Source organism: Methanosarcina sp. KYL-1 (genome assembly GCF_024372725.1).
GTDB lineage: Archaea > Halobacteriota > Methanosarcinia > Methanosarcinales > Methanosarcinaceae > Methanosarcina.
The window spans coordinates 39810-59671 of record NZ_VOUA01000003.1; the positions used below are offsets into that span (position 1 = coordinate 39810).

General features: G+C 40.8%; 12 protein-coding genes and 1 pseudogene. 6 read left to right on the plus strand and 7 right to left on the minus strand.

Annotated elements, in window-relative coordinates:
* Positions 1 to 205 precede the first annotated feature (205 nt).
* The 4 genes from FTO70_RS03735 to FTO70_RS03750 all read right to left on the minus strand — a co-directional run bounded on the left by FTO70_RS03735 (position 206) and on the right by FTO70_RS03750 (position 4319).
* A complete protein-coding gene (locus FTO70_RS03735; RefSeq protein ID WP_255334365.1) occupies positions 206 to 565 on the minus strand; it encodes a carboxymuconolactone decarboxylase family protein in 360 nt (119 codons plus the stop codon).
* Between the two features lie 182 nt (positions 566 to 747).
* A complete protein-coding gene (locus FTO70_RS03740) occupies positions 748 to 1215 on the minus strand; it encodes a DUF2124 domain-containing protein (RefSeq protein WP_255334366.1) in 468 nt (155 codons plus the stop codon).
* A 534-nt stretch (positions 1216 to 1749) separates the two neighbouring features.
* The gene (gene mch / locus FTO70_RS03745) at positions 1750 to 2715 is read right to left on the minus strand and encodes a methenyltetrahydromethanopterin cyclohydrolase (protein WP_255334367.1); all 966 of its coding nucleotides are present in this window, start codon (positions 2713 to 2715) and stop codon (positions 1750 to 1752) included.
* A 380-nt stretch (positions 2716 to 3095) separates the two neighbouring features.
* The gene (locus FTO70_RS03750; protein ID WP_255334368.1) at positions 3096 to 4319 is read right to left on the minus strand and encodes a peptidase U32 family protein; all 1224 of its coding nucleotides are present in this window, start codon (positions 4317 to 4319) and stop codon (positions 3096 to 3098) included.
* 757 nt (positions 4320 to 5076) lie between these two features.
* Between FTO70_RS03750 and FTO70_RS03755 the strand changes: the two genes are divergently transcribed.
* Complete coding sequence (locus tag FTO70_RS03755; RefSeq protein ID WP_369694326.1) at positions 5077 to 7122, plus strand: MASE3 domain-containing protein; 2046 nt, start codon at positions 5077 to 5079, stop codon at positions 7120 to 7122.
* A 483-nt stretch (positions 7123 to 7605) separates the two neighbouring features.
* On the opposite strand, the gene FTO70_RS03760 is transcribed toward FTO70_RS03755, so the two are convergent.
* Positions 7606 to 8166, minus strand: coding sequence for a hypothetical protein (locus tag FTO70_RS03760; RefSeq protein WP_255334369.1), 561 nt, complete (start codon positions 8164 to 8166; stop codon positions 7606 to 7608).
* 933 nt (positions 8167 to 9099) lie between these two features.
* Positions 9100 to 9282: a hypothetical protein gene (locus FTO70_RS03765; RefSeq protein WP_255334370.1), complete on the minus strand. Its 183-nt coding sequence runs from the start codon at positions 9280 to 9282 to the stop codon at positions 9100 to 9102.
* A gap of 1187 nt (positions 9283 to 10469) precedes the next feature.
* On the opposite strand from FTO70_RS03765, the pseudogene FTO70_RS18005 reads away from it, so the two are divergent.
* A pseudogene (locus tag FTO70_RS18005) lies at positions 10470 to 10793 on the plus strand (PAS domain-containing protein); the annotation flags it as partial.
* Between the two features lie 12 nt (positions 10794 to 10805).
* On the plus strand, positions 10806 to 13106 hold the full coding sequence (locus tag FTO70_RS03770) for a PAS domain S-box protein (RefSeq protein ID WP_255334371.1): 2301 nt from the start codon (positions 10806 to 10808) through the stop codon (positions 13104 to 13106).
* Between the two features lie 120 nt (positions 13107 to 13226).
* Here FTO70_RS03770 and FTO70_RS03775 read toward each other — a convergent pair whose 3' ends face one another.
* Positions 13227 to 13391, minus strand: coding sequence for a hypothetical protein (locus FTO70_RS03775; RefSeq protein ID WP_255334372.1), 165 nt, complete (start codon positions 13389 to 13391; stop codon positions 13227 to 13229).
* Between the two features lie 211 nt (positions 13392 to 13602).
* On the opposite strand from FTO70_RS03775, the gene FTO70_RS03780 reads away from it, so the two are divergent.
* The 3 genes from FTO70_RS03780 to FTO70_RS03790 all read left to right on the plus strand — a co-directional run bounded on the left by FTO70_RS03780 (position 13603) and on the right by FTO70_RS03790 (position 19753).
* Complete coding sequence (locus tag FTO70_RS03780; protein WP_255334373.1) at positions 13603 to 15348, plus strand: HEAT repeat domain-containing protein; 1746 nt, start codon at positions 13603 to 13605, stop codon at positions 15346 to 15348.
* A 537-nt stretch (positions 15349 to 15885) separates the two neighbouring features.
* Entirely contained in the window at positions 15886 to 17979 is a 2094-nt protein-coding gene (locus FTO70_RS03785; RefSeq protein WP_255334374.1) for an ATP-dependent endonuclease, read from the plus strand.
* A 4-nt stretch (positions 17980 to 17983) separates the two neighbouring features.
* Complete coding sequence (locus FTO70_RS03790) at positions 17984 to 19753, plus strand: UvrD-helicase domain-containing protein (RefSeq protein ID WP_255334375.1); 1770 nt, start codon at positions 17984 to 17986, stop codon at positions 19751 to 19753.
* Positions 19754 to 19862: the final 109 nt, after the last annotated feature.

The following is a 19862-nucleotide window of genomic DNA, read 5'->3' on the forward strand; positions in this document are numbered from 1 at the left end:
ATTTTGTTTCCAGCTCTCAGGACAGTTTCTGTTTCCGGTAATCACTTCCCTGTATAGGGGAAACTCAATAATAGAAAAATCTATACACAACAGGAAAATCTATGCACAATAGAAATATCAAAAATCTATGCACAACAGAAATATCTATCCACAGGATTTTGTGGAAAAACCAGAAATTTCAATCAAAAAATTAGGAAGCTGGCTTTCAGAAACCCAGCTTATCCATTTCTTTGAGCACAACAGCGCTGAAATCCGTGAAGTACTGGATCCCGCCTGTCCAGGCAGCCATCATCATGGCGTCCGTGATCTCGGTCCGGGTGGCTCCGAATTTCTTGAGCCTTTCCAGGATCTTGACTGCGCTTTCCGTGTTGTTGTTGGAGCAGGCGACAGTGAAGACCAGGAGGTGCTTTTCCTTCATGGAAAGCCCGCCTTCCCTTTCGTCCCAGACAGCCTTATAAAAGCCTGCGAGCCCTTCGGCAAAGTCTTCATTCATGTCTCCAGCGTACTTGATGGCTCTGGGCAAAAAGCCCTTTACCGTCTTGATTTCTTCGATATTCTTCCCCATAATTATCAACCTGTCATTTGTTCGGATAAGATATAATGTTTATCGTGATATATATCTGGTTCCTGTCCCTGAATTAAATAAAGCCTGTTTAACCCCTTTTTAACCGTTTTTTCAGACTTTCTTCGTGTCTTTCTTCGTGACCTTCTTCGTGACTTTCTTCGTGACTTTTTTCAGACTCCCTTTCAGACTTCCAGGATCTTTACATCCAGGTCGGCATTCATTATGTAGTCGAAGTTGATTACTTCTTCCCATTTCTGCTGCATGAACATGGACTGGAAACAGACGCCTATGACCTTTCCATTTTCCTTTCCTTCGAGGACCCTGGATGCCAGTTCTTTTGCTTCTTCTGCCTTAACGCCGATCTTCGGCATGGCAAGCCCTCCGAGAAGGACAACGGCGTCGGCTTTTGCGTTCGTGGAGTCTCCTAACTGCATTCCATGTCTGGTCATGGAAATTGTTCTTGCCTCTTCAAAGTCCAGGTTAGGGATGAAAGCAAGCTGTCTGTCCCGCACCACAAAACCGATGAGTTCGGCAAAGGGAGTGCAGAACCCGGGGGTCCCTACAAATGTTATTTTTTCCGCATTTTCCACAAGACCCTTGAAACCATTCAGAATGCCGCCGACACCCTGGCCTGTATTTATCACCTGCATTTTAACACACCTCTGTAATAACTCACTGAAATTATCCGTACATCCTGAGATACCATCATTCTGATACACCATCATTCTGATACACCATCATTCTGATACACCATCATTCCGAAATTCCTTCATCCTGAGATACTCATAACATTGTACGAATTTTCTACATACTCTGTATGATTTCTAAGTGTGAAATTGGGGACACATCTTTAAATAAGTGCTGTTAACGGCGTTATTTGGCAAATGAGTGCTAAATATTGCTTGAATCTGCTCAAGTTTGTGACCGGTCGAAATCCCAATTTCAAATCAGTCGTTATCTTCAAATGTTTCCGGCACCTTGCCGCCTTCGAAGCAAGCGGCGTTTTCCCGGTTACTGAGAAAAAATGCCTGAAAAATAAACCGCGGTGGAGTTCTGTACTCATATTTGCCTGCTGCATCACGGCAAAATCACAACTAAACAACAGATTTCTGCAAAAAAAAAGAAATCGAAAAGAAAAGAATCGAAAAGAAAAAATAAAGAGAAAAAGGGGAAAGACTACCGTCTTACACCTTTTTTATCCCGAAAGACTCGAGAAGGATTTCGGGGTAAAGCCCGCCGCTTGAAATGGTTTTTGTGCTCTTGAGGTCGTTTACGGTGATGCGGGCGGGGGCAAACATGCCTGCATCAACTTTAAAGAAGTCAAAGTTTGCTTCCTTGAAAGTCTTGTAGAAGGGCTTTCCAAAGTCGCGGGAGGTTGTTGAGGGTGTTTTCTTTACGAATTCCTCAAGTTCGGCCAGTTCGCCTTCGAAATCGACGGTGTAGTTTGTCTCACCACAGTAGATCACACAGTCGTTGGTAGAGCCCATGCACTGGACGTCATTGCCAACGATCGGGGCAATCGGGGCAATTCCGTACCCGCTCTTTATGCAGTTGATGTCAAAACCGATGGATTCGAGCTTATGGATCCCGGTTTCCACAACACGGGCAGAGATCTGGACCGAGCCGGCAATCGAGGCTGTGGGGGCAACGGCGATCATCACGTTTTCCGGGTCAACGCTGCAGTGTTTTGCAATGTATTCCACCACTTTCTCGTCAGGGATCTTGTCGGATTCCAGGACCAGGACGGCAGCTTCGAAGTCGTCCTCGTAGCCGATCTCTTCATAGAGCTCTTTGGGCTTCAGGCCAAGTGCCCGGGCAGGCCCGGATCCCATACCGAAATAGCCCCCGACTGAAATCCTCCAGCCGGCGTACTGGGAGGCCATGCAGGCAATTACGGGGTTATCCGTTGCCACCTGGATGGCAGGCCATTTGAGGCCGTTAAGGTCGAAGGTGCTGTATCTCAGGTCAGCCATGTCGGCAAGGCAGAGCCTTGCAAGGTACATTCCTGCCTCGTATCCGCCTTCGGCATTGACTCCACAGTCAATAATGGTAGCCCCGTTGTCGAGCTTTATAACTTCTGTCTTTATGTCTTCGGCCCAGTCAAGCATTTCTTCTATGACGTCTGATCCCATTTCGTTGACGCTTATCAAATTATCACCTTTACTAACTCTGTGTCACCTTTATAATCTCATCAAATTAATGGTGAATGTAAACCTGAATCTTACTAAACCCGAATCTTACTGACCCGAATCTTACTGACCCGAATCTTACTGACCCAAATCTTACTGACCCGAATTTTGGCGGACCTTTCCGAGAATCAGGCAGAGTTTTATCCTTCCGGTCAGAGACTTATGCTTTTAATCAGGGATGATTTAGCAGGGCAGAGTTTACTTCCCTTCTCCGGGAATAATTACCCTGATTTCGATATTTCAAAATTTTCCCTGAATTTTGTTACCCGTGATAAGGTAGACTCCAATATATAGATACTGTTATATTATTTTAATCGAATTATATATTTGCTCAATTTTAATTAAATTATAAATACCCGGTCATTCTTCCGGACCGCCCCGTCCACGGCAAGCCCCACTTCATCTCCCATTTCAGCTCTTTCCAGCTCGAAGCCCCCTTTCCTGAGGGACCTGACCTGCTGCTTGAGGTAGGTGGTGCTACCTTCAATCAAAATTTCGTCTCCGACGGCAATTCCTTCCTCAAGGAGCCTGATCGCGGCAGCTTGCTGCCTTGGGTAGTAGTTCTCAACAACTCCTGCAGCCCGGCGCTTCTTTTCCGAGGCGTTCATGTCCCTCTCCGGGGAAAAGCCTTCCAGGCCAGGGACCCCGAAGTAGAAGCCCGTGGAAAAACCCCTGTTGTAGACCGAGGCAAGTTCTTCTTTCCAGGCCCCGGCTCTTTCGGGAGTATAGTTCCCCTCTGCATAAGCATCGATTGCTTCCCTGTAGCAGCGGGAGACCACTTCAAGGTAGCCCGGGTCCCGCAGCCTTCCTTCCACCTTGAAGGCGGAAATGCCTGCCTCTATAAGTTCCGGGACATGTTCGACCATACAAAGGTCTTTTGCGCTGAGCAGGTACTTTCCCCGGCTTTCCGCAACAATCCCGTTTTCCCCGTGCAGTTCCCATTCCCAGCGGCAGGGCTGGGTGCATTCTCCGCAGTTCCCGGACCTCCCCAGGACATAGGCCGAGAGGTGGCACCTGCCGGAAACTGCCATACACATGGCCCCGTGGACAAAGGCTTCGATTTCCACCTCGGTGTGCTCTTTGATCTCCTTTACCTCTTTGAGGGAAAGCTCCCGGGAAAGCACGATTCTTTCTGCTCCCAGGCCCCGGTAGAATTCCGCTGTCTCGTGATTTGTGACGTTTGCCTGGGTGGAGATGTGGACCCTCACCCCTGCCTTCCGGGCCCTGAGGATTACGGCCGGGTCCCAGGCGATAAGCGCGTCTACTCCGGCTTTTGCAGCTGCCTCCACCACACGGGAAGCTTCTCCCAGCCTTTCTTCTTTTACTGTCGAGTTTACTGCCAGGTATGCCCTGAGCCCTCTTGCCCGGACTTCCTTTACGAACTCCTCCAGGTTTTCAAGGGTAATTTCCTTTGCCCGGGCCCGCAGGCTCAGCAGGTCGGTGGAAAAATACACAGCATCTGCATACCTGTAACAGGCCTCAAGCCCTGCCAGGTTCCTGATCCCCAGGATAAGCTCCGGCTTTGAACTTTTGCGCATGGAAAAGGAAAATGCAGCAACTTTCATTTAAAAATATCTTTGCTGCGGTACTCCATCGTGAATAATATCTTCATATGTTAACTTTTTCTTTCGGCGAGTTATCTTCTCTGGTTGACGGAAAGCTTTTTATATTATAACCACATTTTTTTACAATGAAGGTAACCGTGTATGTAATGAAGAAAACGGTCCTTGAATAATTAAGGGTATGAATTGAATCATAAGGGGATTAAAAAAAATTCAATAGGGGGATTTATAAATGGAATACGAACTTGAAGAAGTTGAGGTGGACTACCTGGCTTTCAGGAGAGAAATGGGAGAAGATTGAAGAAAAGGGGAAAATTTTAATCCAATTTTTCAATATCCTGATAATGACCACATTTTTTTATTTTTTTTATTTTTTTCGGGTAATCCATGGATTTCCGGATTTTAATTCTAAAAACCGATTCTTAATCGATTCTCGTAACCTGATTCTTAATTGGTTCTCGTAACCTGATTATGGAGCACAGGCTTTGATGTTAAGGCCATCCGGATGCATGAATTGTCTAAGTTACTGAAGGTGCAGCTGAAGCTAAATAGGACCTGGATGCCAGTTTCAATAAGCTTTCTTTTCCAGTTGGCCGATTTTATCCCTGAATTTACATTCCTTCTTTTATATGGGAACAGTGACCAATTTTCAATCTTCCACCAATGTGTTAATATAGTTATTTGGATTTAATATATATCAACTTCTTAAAATATGTTCACATATGTGTAAATTTACTCATTCTGTCCGGACTTCTTTAAAATGAGGGGTATGCATATCCTGGACTCTGGAATCAAAAAAACCGTGATAACACCGGGTCAGGCAACATTGTGGGTAGTTGTAGTGGGAGTGCTCTACATAATCAGCCTCAACAACTATCTTCTCTTCCACTGCCTTGTAGAGCTGTTCAGCGTCCTGATAGCTTACGTGGTCTTCCTGATTGTGTGGAAATCAAAGGGCTTTGTGGAAAACCGATACCTGTTATTCATAGGGATAGCTTACCTTTTTATAGGAATTCTGGATTTCTTGCGCACCCTTTCCTATGAAGGGATGGGGGTATTTCCCGAATTTGATGGAAACCTTCCCGCCCAGCTCTGGATCGCCGCAAGGTACCTGGAAAGCATTTCCCTTTTTGTGGCCCCGCTGCTTTTAGTATATCCTTTCGAAAGGGACTTCAAGGAAAACTTCGCACAGAGAAAATCCGAACCCGTGGAAAATGCCCGGCTGGCCAGAAAAGTGCTTTTTGTGTACGCCGGGGTTTCAGGAGCCTGCCTGCTATCAATTTTCTTTTTAAGGAATTTCCCGGATTGCTATATCGAAGGCTCAGGGCCCACCCCTTTTAAAATCGTAAGCGAATACCTCATATCCTTTGTGTTTTTTTGTTCGCTGTTTCTCCTGTACAGGAAAAGGTACAGGTTCGAAAACCATGTTTTCAGGGTCCTTGCAGCATCCATAGGCGTGACAATCCTGGCGGAACTGGCTCTTATCTATTACACAAATACGGACGGGTTTTTCAACTTCATCGGGCACTGCCTTAAGTTGCTGTCGTTTTACCTGATCTACAAAGCAATAATAGAAACAGGCTTTGAAGAGCCCTGCAACCTCCTTTTCAGGGAACTGAAACAGAGTGAAGAAGCCTTCAGGCAGGAGGCAATTTTCCTGAGGGATTCCCAGGGCCGGATTTACAGGATGCTCGGGGTAAAGCAGGACATGGACGCAGAGTACGGGCCTGAAGCTGAAGACCTTCCGAAAAATGATGACGGCTACCGTTCGTTCATGCAAAACTTCCAGGGGATCGGCTTTCAGTTTGACAGGAACTTTGCCCCGGTGTTCATGCACGGGGCCGTGGAAGAAATAACGGGTTACAGTAAGAATGACTTCCTCTCCGGAAACGTGAAATGGGACGGGCTTGTAGCAGAGGAAGACCTGCCTTTGATCCTTGCAAAAAGGGAAAAGTCAAAATCCTCTCCCGAACTATCCACAGAGCTTGAGTACAGGATCCGCAGGAAAGACGGGGAAATAAGGTGGGTCAGGGAAATCCTCCAGTACCTTGCGGAAAGCCCCGAAGCTCCCAGGAGGTTCCAGGGTTCGATTTACGATATCACGGAACGTAAAAGGGCCGAAGAAGCCCTGGAGAAAATAGATCAGGTCCGTACAAAAGAGATCCACCACCGCATAAAGAACAACCTGCAGGTAATCTCTTCCCTGCTCAGCCTCCAGGCGGAAACTTTCGGGGCCGAAGACGTGCTCGAAGCCTTCCGGGAAAGCCAGAACCGCGTTATATCCATGGCCCTCATCCACGAGGAACTCTACAAAGGAGGCGAAATCGATACCCTCGATTTTGCGGCCTACCTCCGGAAACTGACTGCAGGCCTTATAAGTTCGTACACGGTAGAAAATAAGGATATCAGCCTGAAGCTGGATCTCGAGCAGGTTTATCTGGGAATGGACACCGCAATTCCCCTCGGAATTATTGTAAACGAGCTGGTCTCAAATGCCCTGAAACATGCCTTTGCAGCCGTACAGGCAGGGGAAATCCGCATAAGCCTTTCCAGGGCGGAAAATTCCGCTCCGGCTCCCGGAACTTCAGGGACATGCCGGGACCCAGGGCACGAAAATGGTTTGCAGTACACACTGGTCGTTGCGGATAACGGGAAAGGCATCCCGGAAGAAATCGATATTACGAGCACGGAGTCACTCGGGCTCCAGCTTGTAAATATCCTTGTGGAACAGATAGATGGGTGCATCGAACTGAAAAGGAATACAGGAACGGAATTCCTGATCAGTTTCAGCGACATCTCAAAGTGAATTCTCCTTACTGGCCTGCTAAATAAGGCGGGAACCCGAGTCCTGCAGAGAAATGCCCCACGAGGCCCGCCCACAAGGCTCACCCCACAAGGTCCGGGTACTTTCCCTGATTCGTCCCTGCCTCCCAAAAACCGGTTTACAACCCGGATGATGGCGGGTAGCGGACTCCGCCGGCTTGCCTGGTTGCGCCTCCCAAACAAAAATATCCATCTATTTAAAAAATTTTCATGAAATATTTGATTCTGTTTTGTTAGCGATGAAGAGTTCCGCCTGTAGGCCCTGATACGGGATTTCGAGCCAGCCGTCCTTTCCGTCCTCAAAATAATCTTAATGTAATGTCGGACCACCTATTTTCATGCAGATATGCAAAGTATCCCTGAAGGTTCTTCCTCTGTGAGGGCGTCAGATTTCGAAACTTATATATGGTAGTGTCTGTAGTCCGAAAAAAACATCCCATATTTTTATATACCACATTTTCGAAATTTAGAGAATTCGCCATAAACTTTTTATTTTATGAAGCACTTGGGGATTAGCAAGTTTCGTAAAGAAACCTTGAAAAACGGGAAAACAGAATAAAGGAAATCTCAAATGATCCAACCCATGAGATTGAGAGGAAACCTTCACTGCTCGTTCCTTGCTGTTTTCAATTAAAAACGGAAAAACGGAAAAACGGAAAAACGGAAAAACAGAAAAACGGAAAAACAGAAAAACAGAAAAACGGAAAAACAGAAAAACAGAAAAACGGAAAAACAGAAAAACGGAAAAACAGAAAAACGGAAAAACAGAAAAACGGAAAAACAGAAAAACGGAACCTTCAGATGATCCAAACTCTGGATTTGAACGAAAGTTCTTATTAATCCCTGATACTTCTAATCCTGATACTTCTAATCCTGATACTTCTAATCCTGATACTTCTACTGGTTCTTTTTCAATACGGTCTATTGAGTGTATGTCACTTTTTCTTAGTTTCTTGTCTTTGCGACACCCGGGTATTTGTGCTTCCTGGCAACTGAAACCTAATTTCTCAGCGTATTTCCAGGGCATCATAAAGATTCTAAAATTGGCTCATGAGAATAGTCGACAATATTTAAAAAGATTTTCAATGTGAAACGTTGCAAAAAACTTTTATTCCATGCAACTCCATGAAGAAGTACAGGTTTGGGAAAACCTGAAAAACAGCAAAACAATAGTCCAACGTGATCCACTCCCCTCCCGATTGAGAGGAAACCCTTATCCTCTCAATCCTCCTCCTTTCTATGACCTTTCTGAAGCTTTTTCCTGAAAATAAACACTTTGTGTCATAAAATATTGCGAGTTTTGCTAAATGTAATTTATTAAAGATATAAAAATAACCTGTTTCGTTATTTGGGTGATATTAAAGAATAACCTGTATGAAACTGGTATATATATAATTAGACTTTTCTACTGAATACGGTTGTGCAATATCCAGCCGTATCAGGCAGGGCAGTTTCCGGAGAGTTAGGAACATCAACTTATTGGTGGAGATCACCGGAATTTTGGGGGAGCAATATATTAAGCACACAAGGTGTTGTACTATTCGAAGAGATTACTATATAACAATATAATAAAGGTTGAATCATGTTAGACTAATGATGAAAAGTTAGAGAGATGTGCCAATATTAGAATCGGCGAGTAACATTATGTGTTACATATATGTTCAAAAATATTAAATAGTGGAAAGTCGTAGTATACATTGCGTTCTCATCCCTTTATCCCCATAGCGAACACTTCCCCACACGAAACAATGAAAACCGGGAATTAGGGAGATACTCGTAAAAAGCGACAGAAGCAACCACACATTGAATTCAATATTTTGTATATATTCCCAGAAAAACTCTCTTGCATGCTTTTCAAGAATTCCAGGTTTTCCTGGATGGGAACGCAGACTTTTCTTTTTTTAGAGCTTCATAAATCAAAATAGTTATTTACAGACTCTCCGATTTTCATAAATAGAGTTCATTTCATCTGACATGGACAATGTAAACCTGAAGCCTCAGTATCCAGCCAGACCAGACTGTTTTCTATCGCATACCTGTAGGCCTGCTTTTCCCCTTCAAAGTGCAGATGCTCCAGGGCGTGCAGCCTTATGTTTTGATACAGGTCAGTACCGCATACAGGACAGTGTGCTTTAATGAACATTTTTGAAATCCCCATTATTTACCGGAGATAAAACATTCTGACATATATAAAAAATAGTGAAGCGATATGAAAGTAATAAAAATTAAGGGTGTGGGCGAACCCGTTTCATTTTTTGAGTGTTGTATCTGACTAAAATCCGAAATCAATCTAAAAATTTAGAAATATATCGAATAGAAATTTACATTTTTTAAAGAAACCATACATATTTATATTTTAGAACTGTTTCATCAATCCCAAGTTCTTACGAACTTAGAAAAACGGAAAAATAAGGCCACCAAAATGATCCAACCCATGCGATTGAGAGGAAACCCCAATTCAAAAACTCTTACATAAACATGGGAAAACTAAAAAACGGAACCCCAAAACAATCAAACCCCGGCGATTGAGAGGAAACCCTTAATCCTCTCAATCATACTCTTTTCTATGATCTTTTTCTTGTAAAGGCCTGTGATAAAATTCTAAAACTGGCATATGTAACATACGCCGACATTTTAAATGATGTCCAATTCATGACAGTGTGGTATATTTTATGAATACTGAAAAAACTTTTATATTGTGTAACCATATGAAGAAATGCAAGTTTGGAAAAACTTGGAGAAACAGAAAAACAATAGACAAGTGTGATCCACCCCTCCCCGATTGAGAGGAAACCCCTTATCCTCTCAATCCTTCTCTTTTCCATAATACCTTTCTGGAACTTTTTTGAAACGAAAACGGTATGACTTGAAATAGTACAAGTCTTGCTAAATGTAATGCACGTAAATAAAAAAGTTGACTCGTTTAATTATGTAAGGGATGGATAAAAATAATATTTGTAAAACTGGTTACTATATAAACTGGTTTTACTACTAGATAAAGTTATGCAGTCCCCAGCCAGGCCAGCCCCTCCAGCCCCCCTAAAGACCCTCGGCCCCTCCGATCTGCCTGCTGCCTTCCTCCCGAAAGCCCCTGAGAGCCTGGACTGAGGGAGCATGAAGAAACATTTTGTAATACTGTAAAATAATTGTAATTCTCAATGTTTATTCTTTTACGCCGCCTGCGATTCTGTCAGGCATTGAATATCTTTATGGATTTGAATCTGCAAAATCATTTAAGGATACAACAATTATCAATTATTAAATATTATAAATAAGTATATATTATATGTAATTGAAAATAAAGCCGAGAATTCATCAAAAAACGGACTGATGTACATTACAAATACATACGAATTTTGTACAACCCTTCTTGAAACTTCTCTTGAGGGGCTTTTAATAATTAACGCTACCGGGAAGATTGAAGAGGTTAATGATCCATTTTTAAATATTATCAAAAGGGACAGGGAAAGCTTTGTCGGTAAACAGTTTGATGAACTGCCGGTATTAGACGGGGAAAAGGCTGAGACAAACCTGTTTTTTCAGATCAAACAAGATTTAGGAAAAGGCTTTGAGGCAAGCCTTTTAACCGGGCAAAAAACAAAAAAGAGGATTCATTTCACCTGTATAAAATTTAAGTTTGGTGAAGAGATAAAATATTGTGTTTTTGTGAGAGAAGTTTTTGCAAGAGAACATGGCCTGCAAAAAAGTGAAAACGGGAACTTAACAATAGATGAGCTATGTAACTGCCCGGTCTTCAAACAGTTCCAGATAGGCATGGCCATCGTCGGGACAGACGGCAAATGGCTGAAGGTAAATTCTGCATTATGCAGGATTCTGGGATATTCCAATGCCGAACTTCTTGAACTGGATTTCCAGTCCCTCACCCACCCTGATGACCTTAACCCAAATCTCCGGATTTTCAATGAAATATTAAATAACCCACAGGGAGTGTATCAGACAGAAAAACGCTACATAAGAAAGGACGGAGTCCCTATCTGGGCCAGGGTTTCAACCTTTCTTTTCAGAGACCATGAGTACAGGCCCCTATATTTTATTTCCCAGATTGTAGATATAGACGAGCAAAAAAAATCAGTACTTGCTCTGAAAGAATCCCGGGAAAAGTTGAAAACTATATTCGAAAATGCCGATGAAGGAATCATTATTAGTGAGCCCGGAGGCTGTTTTTTAGAAGTAAATGCGAAAGTGTGTGATATTCTGGGTTATACTCCAGATGAACTGCTTCAAATGAAGTCTGAAAATCTTATTTCCCCTCAATCCGCAGAGCAGTTTTCCACAGCTACCAGAGAATTAAGGCAAAAGAATCATGCCACTTTTGAGAGTATTATTACTGGCAAAGATGGAAAACTCATCCCCACTGAAGTAAAAATGCGTTTTATCGATTATGGCGGGAAAGAAGCCGTACTTACCCTGATCCTGGATGTTACCGAGCGCAAGCAAGCTGAAAGAGACCTTCAGAACCAGGTCCAGTTCTTGAAAACTCTGCTCAATGCTATCCCTGCCCCTGTTTATTACAAGAACAGGGAAGGAAAGTACCAGGGCTGTAATGAACGCTTTGCCAGTGAAATCATAGGCCTCCCGGAAGAGTATATCGTTGGCCACACAGTTGACGAACTTTCGTGCTCAATTCCAAAAAGAATGGCTGCTCTTTATAAAAAAAAGGACCTGGAACTGTTTGAAGCGGGAGGGACACAGTTGTATGAGGGCAAGATCCTGTGTGTGGGTAAAAAAATACGGGACTTTTCTTTCAGTAAGACAACATACGGGACAGTCTCAGGCGAGGTACAGGGAATTATTGGGGTGATGCTGGATATAACCGAGCGCAAAAAGGTAGAAAAAGACCTCAAGACTAAAAATACTGCGGTAGAGTCCTCCATAAATGCCATCGCCATGGCTGACCTTAAAGGAAGGTTGACTTATGTTAACCCTTCTTTCCTGATGTTGTGGGGGTATGAGGACAAGCAAGAGCTGCTGGGAAACAGCTGTAAATTCCTCTGGGAAAATCACAGGAAAGCTTCAGCAGGTTTCTGGAGGCTGTATTCCGAAGGGGCCTGGGAAGGGAACCTGGTTGCCAGGAAAAAAAATAACGCTTTATTCGATGTCCACATTTCGGCAAACCTGCTATTTAATGAAAATGGCCATAAAATAGGGATGATGGGGTCTTTTATTGATGTGACCCAAAAGAGAAAAGCACAAGCTGCTTTGCTTGAAGCAAAGTTGAATGCTGAAGCTTCCAACCGTGCCAAGAGTGAGTTTTTAGCCACAATGAGCCACGAACTGAGGACACCGTTAAATGCTGTTATAGGCTTTTCAGACATTCTTCTAAGCCAGAACTTCGGCCAATTAAATGAAAAACAGTTGAGGTACACAGGCAATATCCTGAAGAGCGGAAAGCATCTCTTGAAATTAATAAATGACATCCTTGATCTCTCAAAGGTTGAATCCGGGATGACGGAACTTAACTTAGAGGAATTTTCCCTGGTAAATGCAATCGATGAAGTGAGGACTATGCTTATGCCCCGCTCATCCCAGAAAAACATCAGAATTGTGACTCTAATCAGCTCAGGAAAAACTAACGTAGTAGCTGATAAGACCAGGTTTAACCAGATCTTATATAACCTGGTGGGCAACGCCTTAAAGTTTACACCTGATGGAAGCATGATTACGATCTCCATCCAGGCGTCGGAGGATAAATTCCAGATCAGTGTTGCAGACCAGGGAAAAGGAATTTTGCAAGCAGAATATCAAAGAATCTTTCAACCTTTCGTCCAGCTGGAAAAATTTGAATCGAGGGAACAGGCGGGGGCCGGTCTTGGCCTTGCCCTTGTCAAACGCTTTGTAGAGATGCACGGCGGGGAAATATGGGTAGATTCCGAAGTTGGAAAAGGGAGTGCTTTTACGTTCACTTTGCCTAAAAACCAGGAAAAAGAAAGGGAAGAACAACACTGAATGGAGCATTTTTTAATATCAGTTTCTTTCTTAATTTCGAACTTCCGGCCCCTATCCTCCCTTCTTCTTTTTGTCCCCCTTGCTCTTCTCCTCCTCCCTCTTTCCCTTTCCCGAAGTCCTCTAAGCCCCTGAACCTTTCGACTTCACAAGCCGCTTTGTAAACCGATCCGCAGCTGCAAGGATCGCTCGAAGTTCCGGGACCAGGCCTTTGTAGCTACCGGAGAAGCTCAGCCCCTCCGATCTGGCTGCTGTCCTCCTCTCGAAAGCCCCTGAGAGCTTAGTCAAGGGAGCAGGAAGAAACACACGCACCTATTCAAAAAAAGCGAATGTAGGGCAAATCTGAAGGCTGTTTTTTAAGATGGGTGCTGAAAGGCCAGGCAGGGAAGGTACTGAAGAAGCTCAAGGTCTCCGGGCTGACCCCCTCAAAGAATCCAGAAAGCTAAATACGAAACTGTTTTAAGCATTAGTCTTTATATAAATTTCTGGTGTTGGGCAGTTGATAGACCAGGAGAAGATTCACCAACAATGTCTTAGCGATGACCCACAAGTTAGGTATGGGGCCACCTCTGCCCTTGGCTCTGCCTTTTCTCACGTGCCTGATAAAGAACAGGCATGGAAGGATTTAATTCAGCTGACCAGTGATGAATACAGTTCTGTGAGGTCTGGGACCGCCTCTGCCCTTGGCTCTGCGTTTCCTCATGTCCCTGATAAAGAACAGGCATGGAAGGATTTAATTCAGCTGACCAGTGATGAATACAGTTTTGTGAGGTATGGGGCCGCTTCTGCCCTTGGCTCTGCGTTTCCTCATGTCCCTGATAAAGAACAGGCATGGAATGACTTACATAAGCTGACCAGTGATGAATACAGTTCTGTGAGGTCTGGGGCCGCCTCTGCCCTTGGCTCTGCATTTGCTCATGTGCCTGATAAAGAACAGGCATGGAATGACTTACATAAGCTGACCAGTGATAAAGACAGGATTGTGAGAGTAAATGCAAATCACTCCCTTGGAAAAGTTTCCATACTCAAGGCATCCCAAGCAAAAAAAGACGATGATTATAAAAAGGAATTGGAAACAGCAATTGAGTTTTTTGAAAAAGCGTCACATGAGTCTCTTTATGTATTGAGTAACCCATCCCAATTTTGCCTTCCTTTTTACCGTTCTTATTATACAATAGTTTTCAAGAAACAGGAAACGAAGGAAGAAGTAGATAAATATCTAGCAGAAGCAAAAAGAGTAGTGAAAGGCTCAAAGAGTAAAGGAACACTTTTAAAAGCTGTTGAAAACCTTGCAAATGCATTAAAAGAAGTCCAGAATCTGGAAAATCTGGACTTAGAGGCAAAAAAAGGCGAGCTTAATTATTTTAGGCAATACTGTGATCGTGCAGCTGAGCTAATGATAGATTCTGAGAAGGCGGCGCCTCATGCTACAGAAGTTCTAAGAAAAGGGTTGCCTATTTTTGACAGAAAATTAAAAGAGCTTCTCGAAGAGATTCAAAATAAAGCAAAGATCGTATGCAAGGAAGCTGAAGGAACTGCTACAGAAAAAATTGCATGCGCTGTCAGTAGAGAAGTTCAAAAATGGGAAATCGGCAGCCAGGAAGAAATGACACAAATGATTGAGAACCTTGCATATGTCCTTGAAGAAAAAATATCCGTTCAACCTAAAAACCAATTTATTCTTAGTAAAATAGAGCAAATGAAAAGCGAAAGAAACCTTGTAAACCAGTACGAAATTCTAGCTCAAATAATTCCTCTGATCCGTAACGTCGAAGTGGTACCAGCAGACCATGTTAAGGAAGGATTCGAAAATCTCAATAAGGGCATCAAAGATATCAAAGAAGACACCACAAACATTAAAGTTGAGTTAGACATAATGTGTCAAAAACTGGACAATATAAGTTTTGGTGTATCCAAACTCAAACTGAATTCGTATAATGTAACCTCAAACCTTCCTGAAATAAAAAAGGAATTGGAAAAACTAAATGAAGTAGTGAATCTTAACACATTCTCTATAGATAAATTGAACACCAGCCAAGCTGAAAAATTAAACGAGTTAAAGAATGATCTGATAGAACGCCTGGAGGAAATCAAAGTTATAGTAACTAAACTTCCTAATGAGATAGACACTGAAATTACTAATTTAGTGAGCGAATTGAAACAATCAGACTTAAATAAGTTCCTACAAGGGTCCTCAGGGATTGCTTCAATAATTGGCCTTATAATTTCGCTTGCGCTTCTGTAATAGCAGTACAGGCAGTTAAAAGTAGATACCTATTCTTTCTCCTGCTGTTTTCAATAACAAATCTGCCTTTTTTTGAAAATCCCCCTTGCTCCTCTCCCTCTCTACCTTTTCTTTTCCCGAACCCGCCCTCTAACCCCCTGAACCCTTCGACCTAACTTGCCCGAAGCTCTGGACACGACTAGGCCTTTGTAGCTCCTCACCATAACGTGGGTAAGTTTGAATTGTATTTATAGAAGAAAGTGTTCTGATTTACTGTTAAGCATATAGATATCAGGATAAATGGTACTATTTGGAATGGAGTCTAAATAAAAATAAGTATACTTTACCATGGTAAAGACAATTTTATGAAAAGAAAAATAGAAGGGATATTTTAGCTTAAATTTCTCACATAATGTTGGACACATATGGTAAAAATAAGTGAAATCAAAAAATATATATTGAATATGTAGTACAAAGTATAGACAGTTAATCAACAGAGAAAAGGCTGGAGAATATATCCACTTAATCCGAGAATAATCTCACTTTGGGGAAAGTAGCATGTATGTATCAAAGTTGGAAATTAGTAACTTCCGGAATTTTCAAACTGGTGTAATTGAATTTACGCCCAAAATAAATGTCATAATTGGGCATAATAACGCAGGTAAGACTAATCTTATAAATGCTTTACAGTTAATTTTTGACCATAAAAATAATCGAGCAAGATTACCTATTGATGATTTTAACAAAGAGTATGCTGATTTTTCTACCCCACCGGAGATTATTATTTCTGTCACACTCACTGAACATAATGATTCAGAAGATGAAAAAAATGTTGTTTACGACTGGCTTGTAAAACATGATTCACCTTATGAAGCAAAGCTTACTTTTAACTATTTTTTACCTGAAGGCGACGATTACTGTTCTTACCAAAAAGATATTGAAGAATATAAAAATGATGATGGCACCTATGATCGTGATAAATGCTGGAAATTAATCTCAAAATATTATCTTCCAAAATATGTATCTCGGATTTATGGAGGGAATCCAGAAAAAAAAGAAAGGGTTGACTCAGAATGGCTTGATAAATTTGATTTTCAGTTTCTAGATGCAATTAGGGATGCTGAAAAACAAATGTTTTATGGTAATAACACAATTTTGAAAAATATACTGAGTTATTTTTTAGATTATGATTTAACAAACGGAAAGAAAAGAGCAAATTTGTCCGAAGAGACCTTAAGAAAAGTGAAAGATAGGGAAAATAATTTTCATTCATCAGGAACAAATTTACTAAATTCTTTGATTGATCGAATAAAAAAAGGTGAAATCATAGAGTATTCAAAAGATACGGGAGCTAGAAAAGGTGGAGAACCTGATTTTGACTCAGATATATCTGAAGAAGATTTACTTTTTGCTTTACGTCTAATTGTAGAAAGAAATGGATATAAGATACCAATTAGCAATAATGGATTAGGGTATAATAATCTTCTTTTCATAGCGCTAATTTTATCCAAAATACAGATGGAATGTTCAAGTTATATGGGTGAAAATGCGAAAGTTTTCCCAATTTTAGCAATAGAAGAACCTGAAGCACATCTTCATCCATCAATGCAATTCAGTTTTTTGAAATTTTTGCAAGATAATATTAATAAAAAACAACATGTTCGACAAATTTTCATTACAACTCATTCAACTCATATTACTTCAGCTATTGATTTGGATAATTTAATTTGTCTCTATGAAGACATCAAAGGTAAAATAAACATAGGATATCCTGGGAAAGCATTTGGAGAAGATACTGAATCTAAAATGTACGTACAAAGATTCCTTGATGCTACAAAATCAAACATGCTTTTTGCTGACCGTATACTCTTCGTTGAAGGTTTAGCAGAGCAGCTTTTAGTTCCTTGCTTATCAGCCTACCTTAACAAAGAAGAAGACCTTATTTCTAAGCATGTAGCCATAGTCAGTGTGGATAGTCGTACTTTCACTCATTTTGCGAAACTATTTCTGCATTCCGAAGAAAATAAGAATGCTATTTACAAAAAAGTGGCATGTATCACTGATGCAGATCCGGTTAAGAAAGAGAAAGAGAAAGAGAAAGAGAAAGGAGAAAGTAAATGGAAGGCTTGCTTACCTATTGAACTGGGAAGTAACGAGGATCTTTTTGAATATAAGAGTTTATCAGATCATGTCAAACAATTAATAGATCAAACAAAAGATTACAATAACATCAAAGTTTATCATCCTGAAGAAGGCAAAGGTAAGACTTTAGAGTATGACTTGGCTCTATTCAATCCATGTTCTAAACTTTTACTAACAGATGAAATGACGGATACTGGTAAGAATGGCCGCCAAAGCCTTAAAGCTATGTTTGAAAAATATGATACTGGGAGTTCGATTGATGATCTTTTATCGTCATGTAAAAATGCTGAAATTAAAGGAATGATAAACAATTCGAATTGGGATGAAGATAATAAGAAGAAAGCTTTGATAGCTTCTGTTTACTATCGATCCGTTAAAAGTACTAAAGGGATACATGCTTTCATCCTTGAAAAGCAGCTAAGATATAATCTTGTTAAAAATAATGACAAAGAAGATTTTAAAGTCCCGAATTATCTGAAAAATTGCATTGAATATATATCAGAGGACTGATTTTATGGATATGAATACGTGTTCTGATGTATATACAATGGAAAATATTGAACATCACTTTAAAGTATTTGCTGGACCTGGTGCTGGTAAAACTAAATGGCTCATTGACCATATTGGACGTGTTTCAAGAGAATCTACTCGTCTTGGAAAAACACGAAAAATAGCCTGTATCACTTACACTAATGTAGCAGCAGATGAGATTAAGAAACGGTTAAATTGCGACTTATACAGAATTGAGGTCTCTACAATTCACAGTTTTTTATACCGAAATTTAATAAAACCTTTTTCTTTTTTAATTGAAAACGACCAAAGTGGAAATCCCCTAGTTAATGTTAATGAAATAACAGGACATGTGGAACATATTCCCCGATTGGATAGAGTTTCTAGCTGGATTGAAGAATTAGTGAAATTAAATTCAAGAAAATATGGCTACTTATATAACTACTTAAAAAATAACGAAGATAAGCAAAGAATATACGAATATTTTCCAACAATGTATTGGTCTCTTTCAGGCGAACAGTGCGAATTAAAGTTTAGAGAGCCTTACCAAAATCCTGGCATACCAATAAGAAACGGAGAACTCTTACTGTATAAAAAAGCATATTGGAAATACGGTATTTTACATCATGAAGATGTTTTGTATTTTTCTCATTATATAATTACTAATTATCCAAGTACTCTCGATTTTATCAGAGCAAGATTTCCTTATATTTTCATTGATGAATTTCAAGATACAACACAATTGCAAACAAATATTATAAAAACTATAGCTGAAAAGGAAACGACAGTTGGTGTAATTGGGGACCTTGCACAATCAATTTATATGTTTACTGGTGCACAAAGGCATGATTTTGAGTCTTTTGCTCTTGATAGAATGCAAAACTACAAAATAGAACAAAATCATCGGAGTAGCCGAGAAATTATAACTTATTTAAACACTCTTCGAACTGATATCCAACAGAGAAAAGTAGAAACTACTATTGACATTTATCCTGTGACTTTACTAATAGGTGATATAGAATTAGCACGGGAATGGATAAAAGAAAACTGCCATATTGAGCCAATAATTCTGACTCGTAATAATTCTAAAGCTAATGAGTTAAAGAATAATTTAAATGGCATCGAATCAACTTATAACTTGATAAATGAGCTATACGGTTCTGATTCTGACAAAAAGAGGCCCGCATTCATAAACTCTTTGTTGGTTGCTAGAGACTACTCAATCAAAAGTAACAATAAAGATTCCATTAAAGAAATATCCAAATATCTAAAGTTGGATAAAAATGGGCAAAAAGTAAGTTCATTAATCATCAGAAAACTCTCAGTTACTCTAATAAATGAGATGTCTGACAAAGATTTCATGGACAAAACAATATTTGATGCATATGCTTCGATAACCCGGCTACTTGATGATTACAATATTAAAATTGCAGGAGCGTATGGAAGAGGGAATGCTAAAGAGTTTGCCAAAAAACATACTTTAGCTGATTTAGTGCCATATATAAAAACAGAAACAAAGCAAGAAGAAATGATAAGAACAATTCATAGCGCAAAAGGTGCAGAATTTGATTCAGTCTTACTAGTTTTGGAGGACGAAGAAGAATTCAAAAAATGGATTGTTGATTGCGTGAATCAAGTTGAAAATGTGAGAAAAGATGAAGCAAGAATATATTATGTTGCTATGAGTAGAGCAAAAAATTATCTTTTTATCAATGTTCCCACATTGGAAGATGATTCTAATTTGTATGAAGGATTTAACATTGTATATATGTGAGAAATTGTAAACAGAGTGTTTTTTCTCTGGATATATTAATCGAAAACAACCTTCCGGGTCATCCCCTCTACATCCCCCTTCTCCTTTTCCGATCCATAGCGTTTCTCCA

What these genes read in the sequence shown, in the direction of transcription:
- FTO70_RS03735 (WP_255334365.1), bottom strand. Translation starts at nt 565, where the DNA reads ATGGGGAAGAATATCGAAGAAATCAAGACGGTAAAGGGCTTTTTGCCC.
- FTO70_RS03740 (WP_255334366.1), bottom strand. Translation starts at nt 1,215, where the DNA reads ATGCAGGTGATAAATACAGGCCAGGGTGTCGGCGGCATTCTGAATGGT.
- FTO70_RS03750 (WP_255334368.1), bottom strand. Translation starts at nt 4,319, where the DNA reads ATGAAAGTTGCTGCATTTTCCTTTTCCATGCGCAAAAGTTCAAAGCCG.
- FTO70_RS03755 (WP_369694326.1), top strand. Translation starts at nt 5,077, where the DNA reads ATGAGGGGTATGCATATCCTGGACTCTGGAATCAAAAAAACCGTGATA.
- FTO70_RS03760 (WP_255334369.1), bottom strand. Translation starts at nt 8,166, where the DNA reads ATGCCCTGGAAATACGCTGAGAAATTAGGTTTCAGTTGCCAGGAAGCA.
- FTO70_RS03765 (WP_255334370.1), bottom strand. Translation starts at nt 9,282, where the DNA reads ATGTTCATTAAAGCACACTGTCCTGTATGCGGTACTGACCTGTATCAA.
- FTO70_RS03785 (WP_255334374.1), top strand. Translation starts at nt 15,886, where the DNA reads ATGTATGTATCAAAGTTGGAAATTAGTAACTTCCGGAATTTTCAAACT.
- FTO70_RS03790 (WP_255334375.1), top strand. Translation starts at nt 17,984, where the DNA reads ATGGATATGAATACGTGTTCTGATGTATATACAATGGAAAATATTGAA.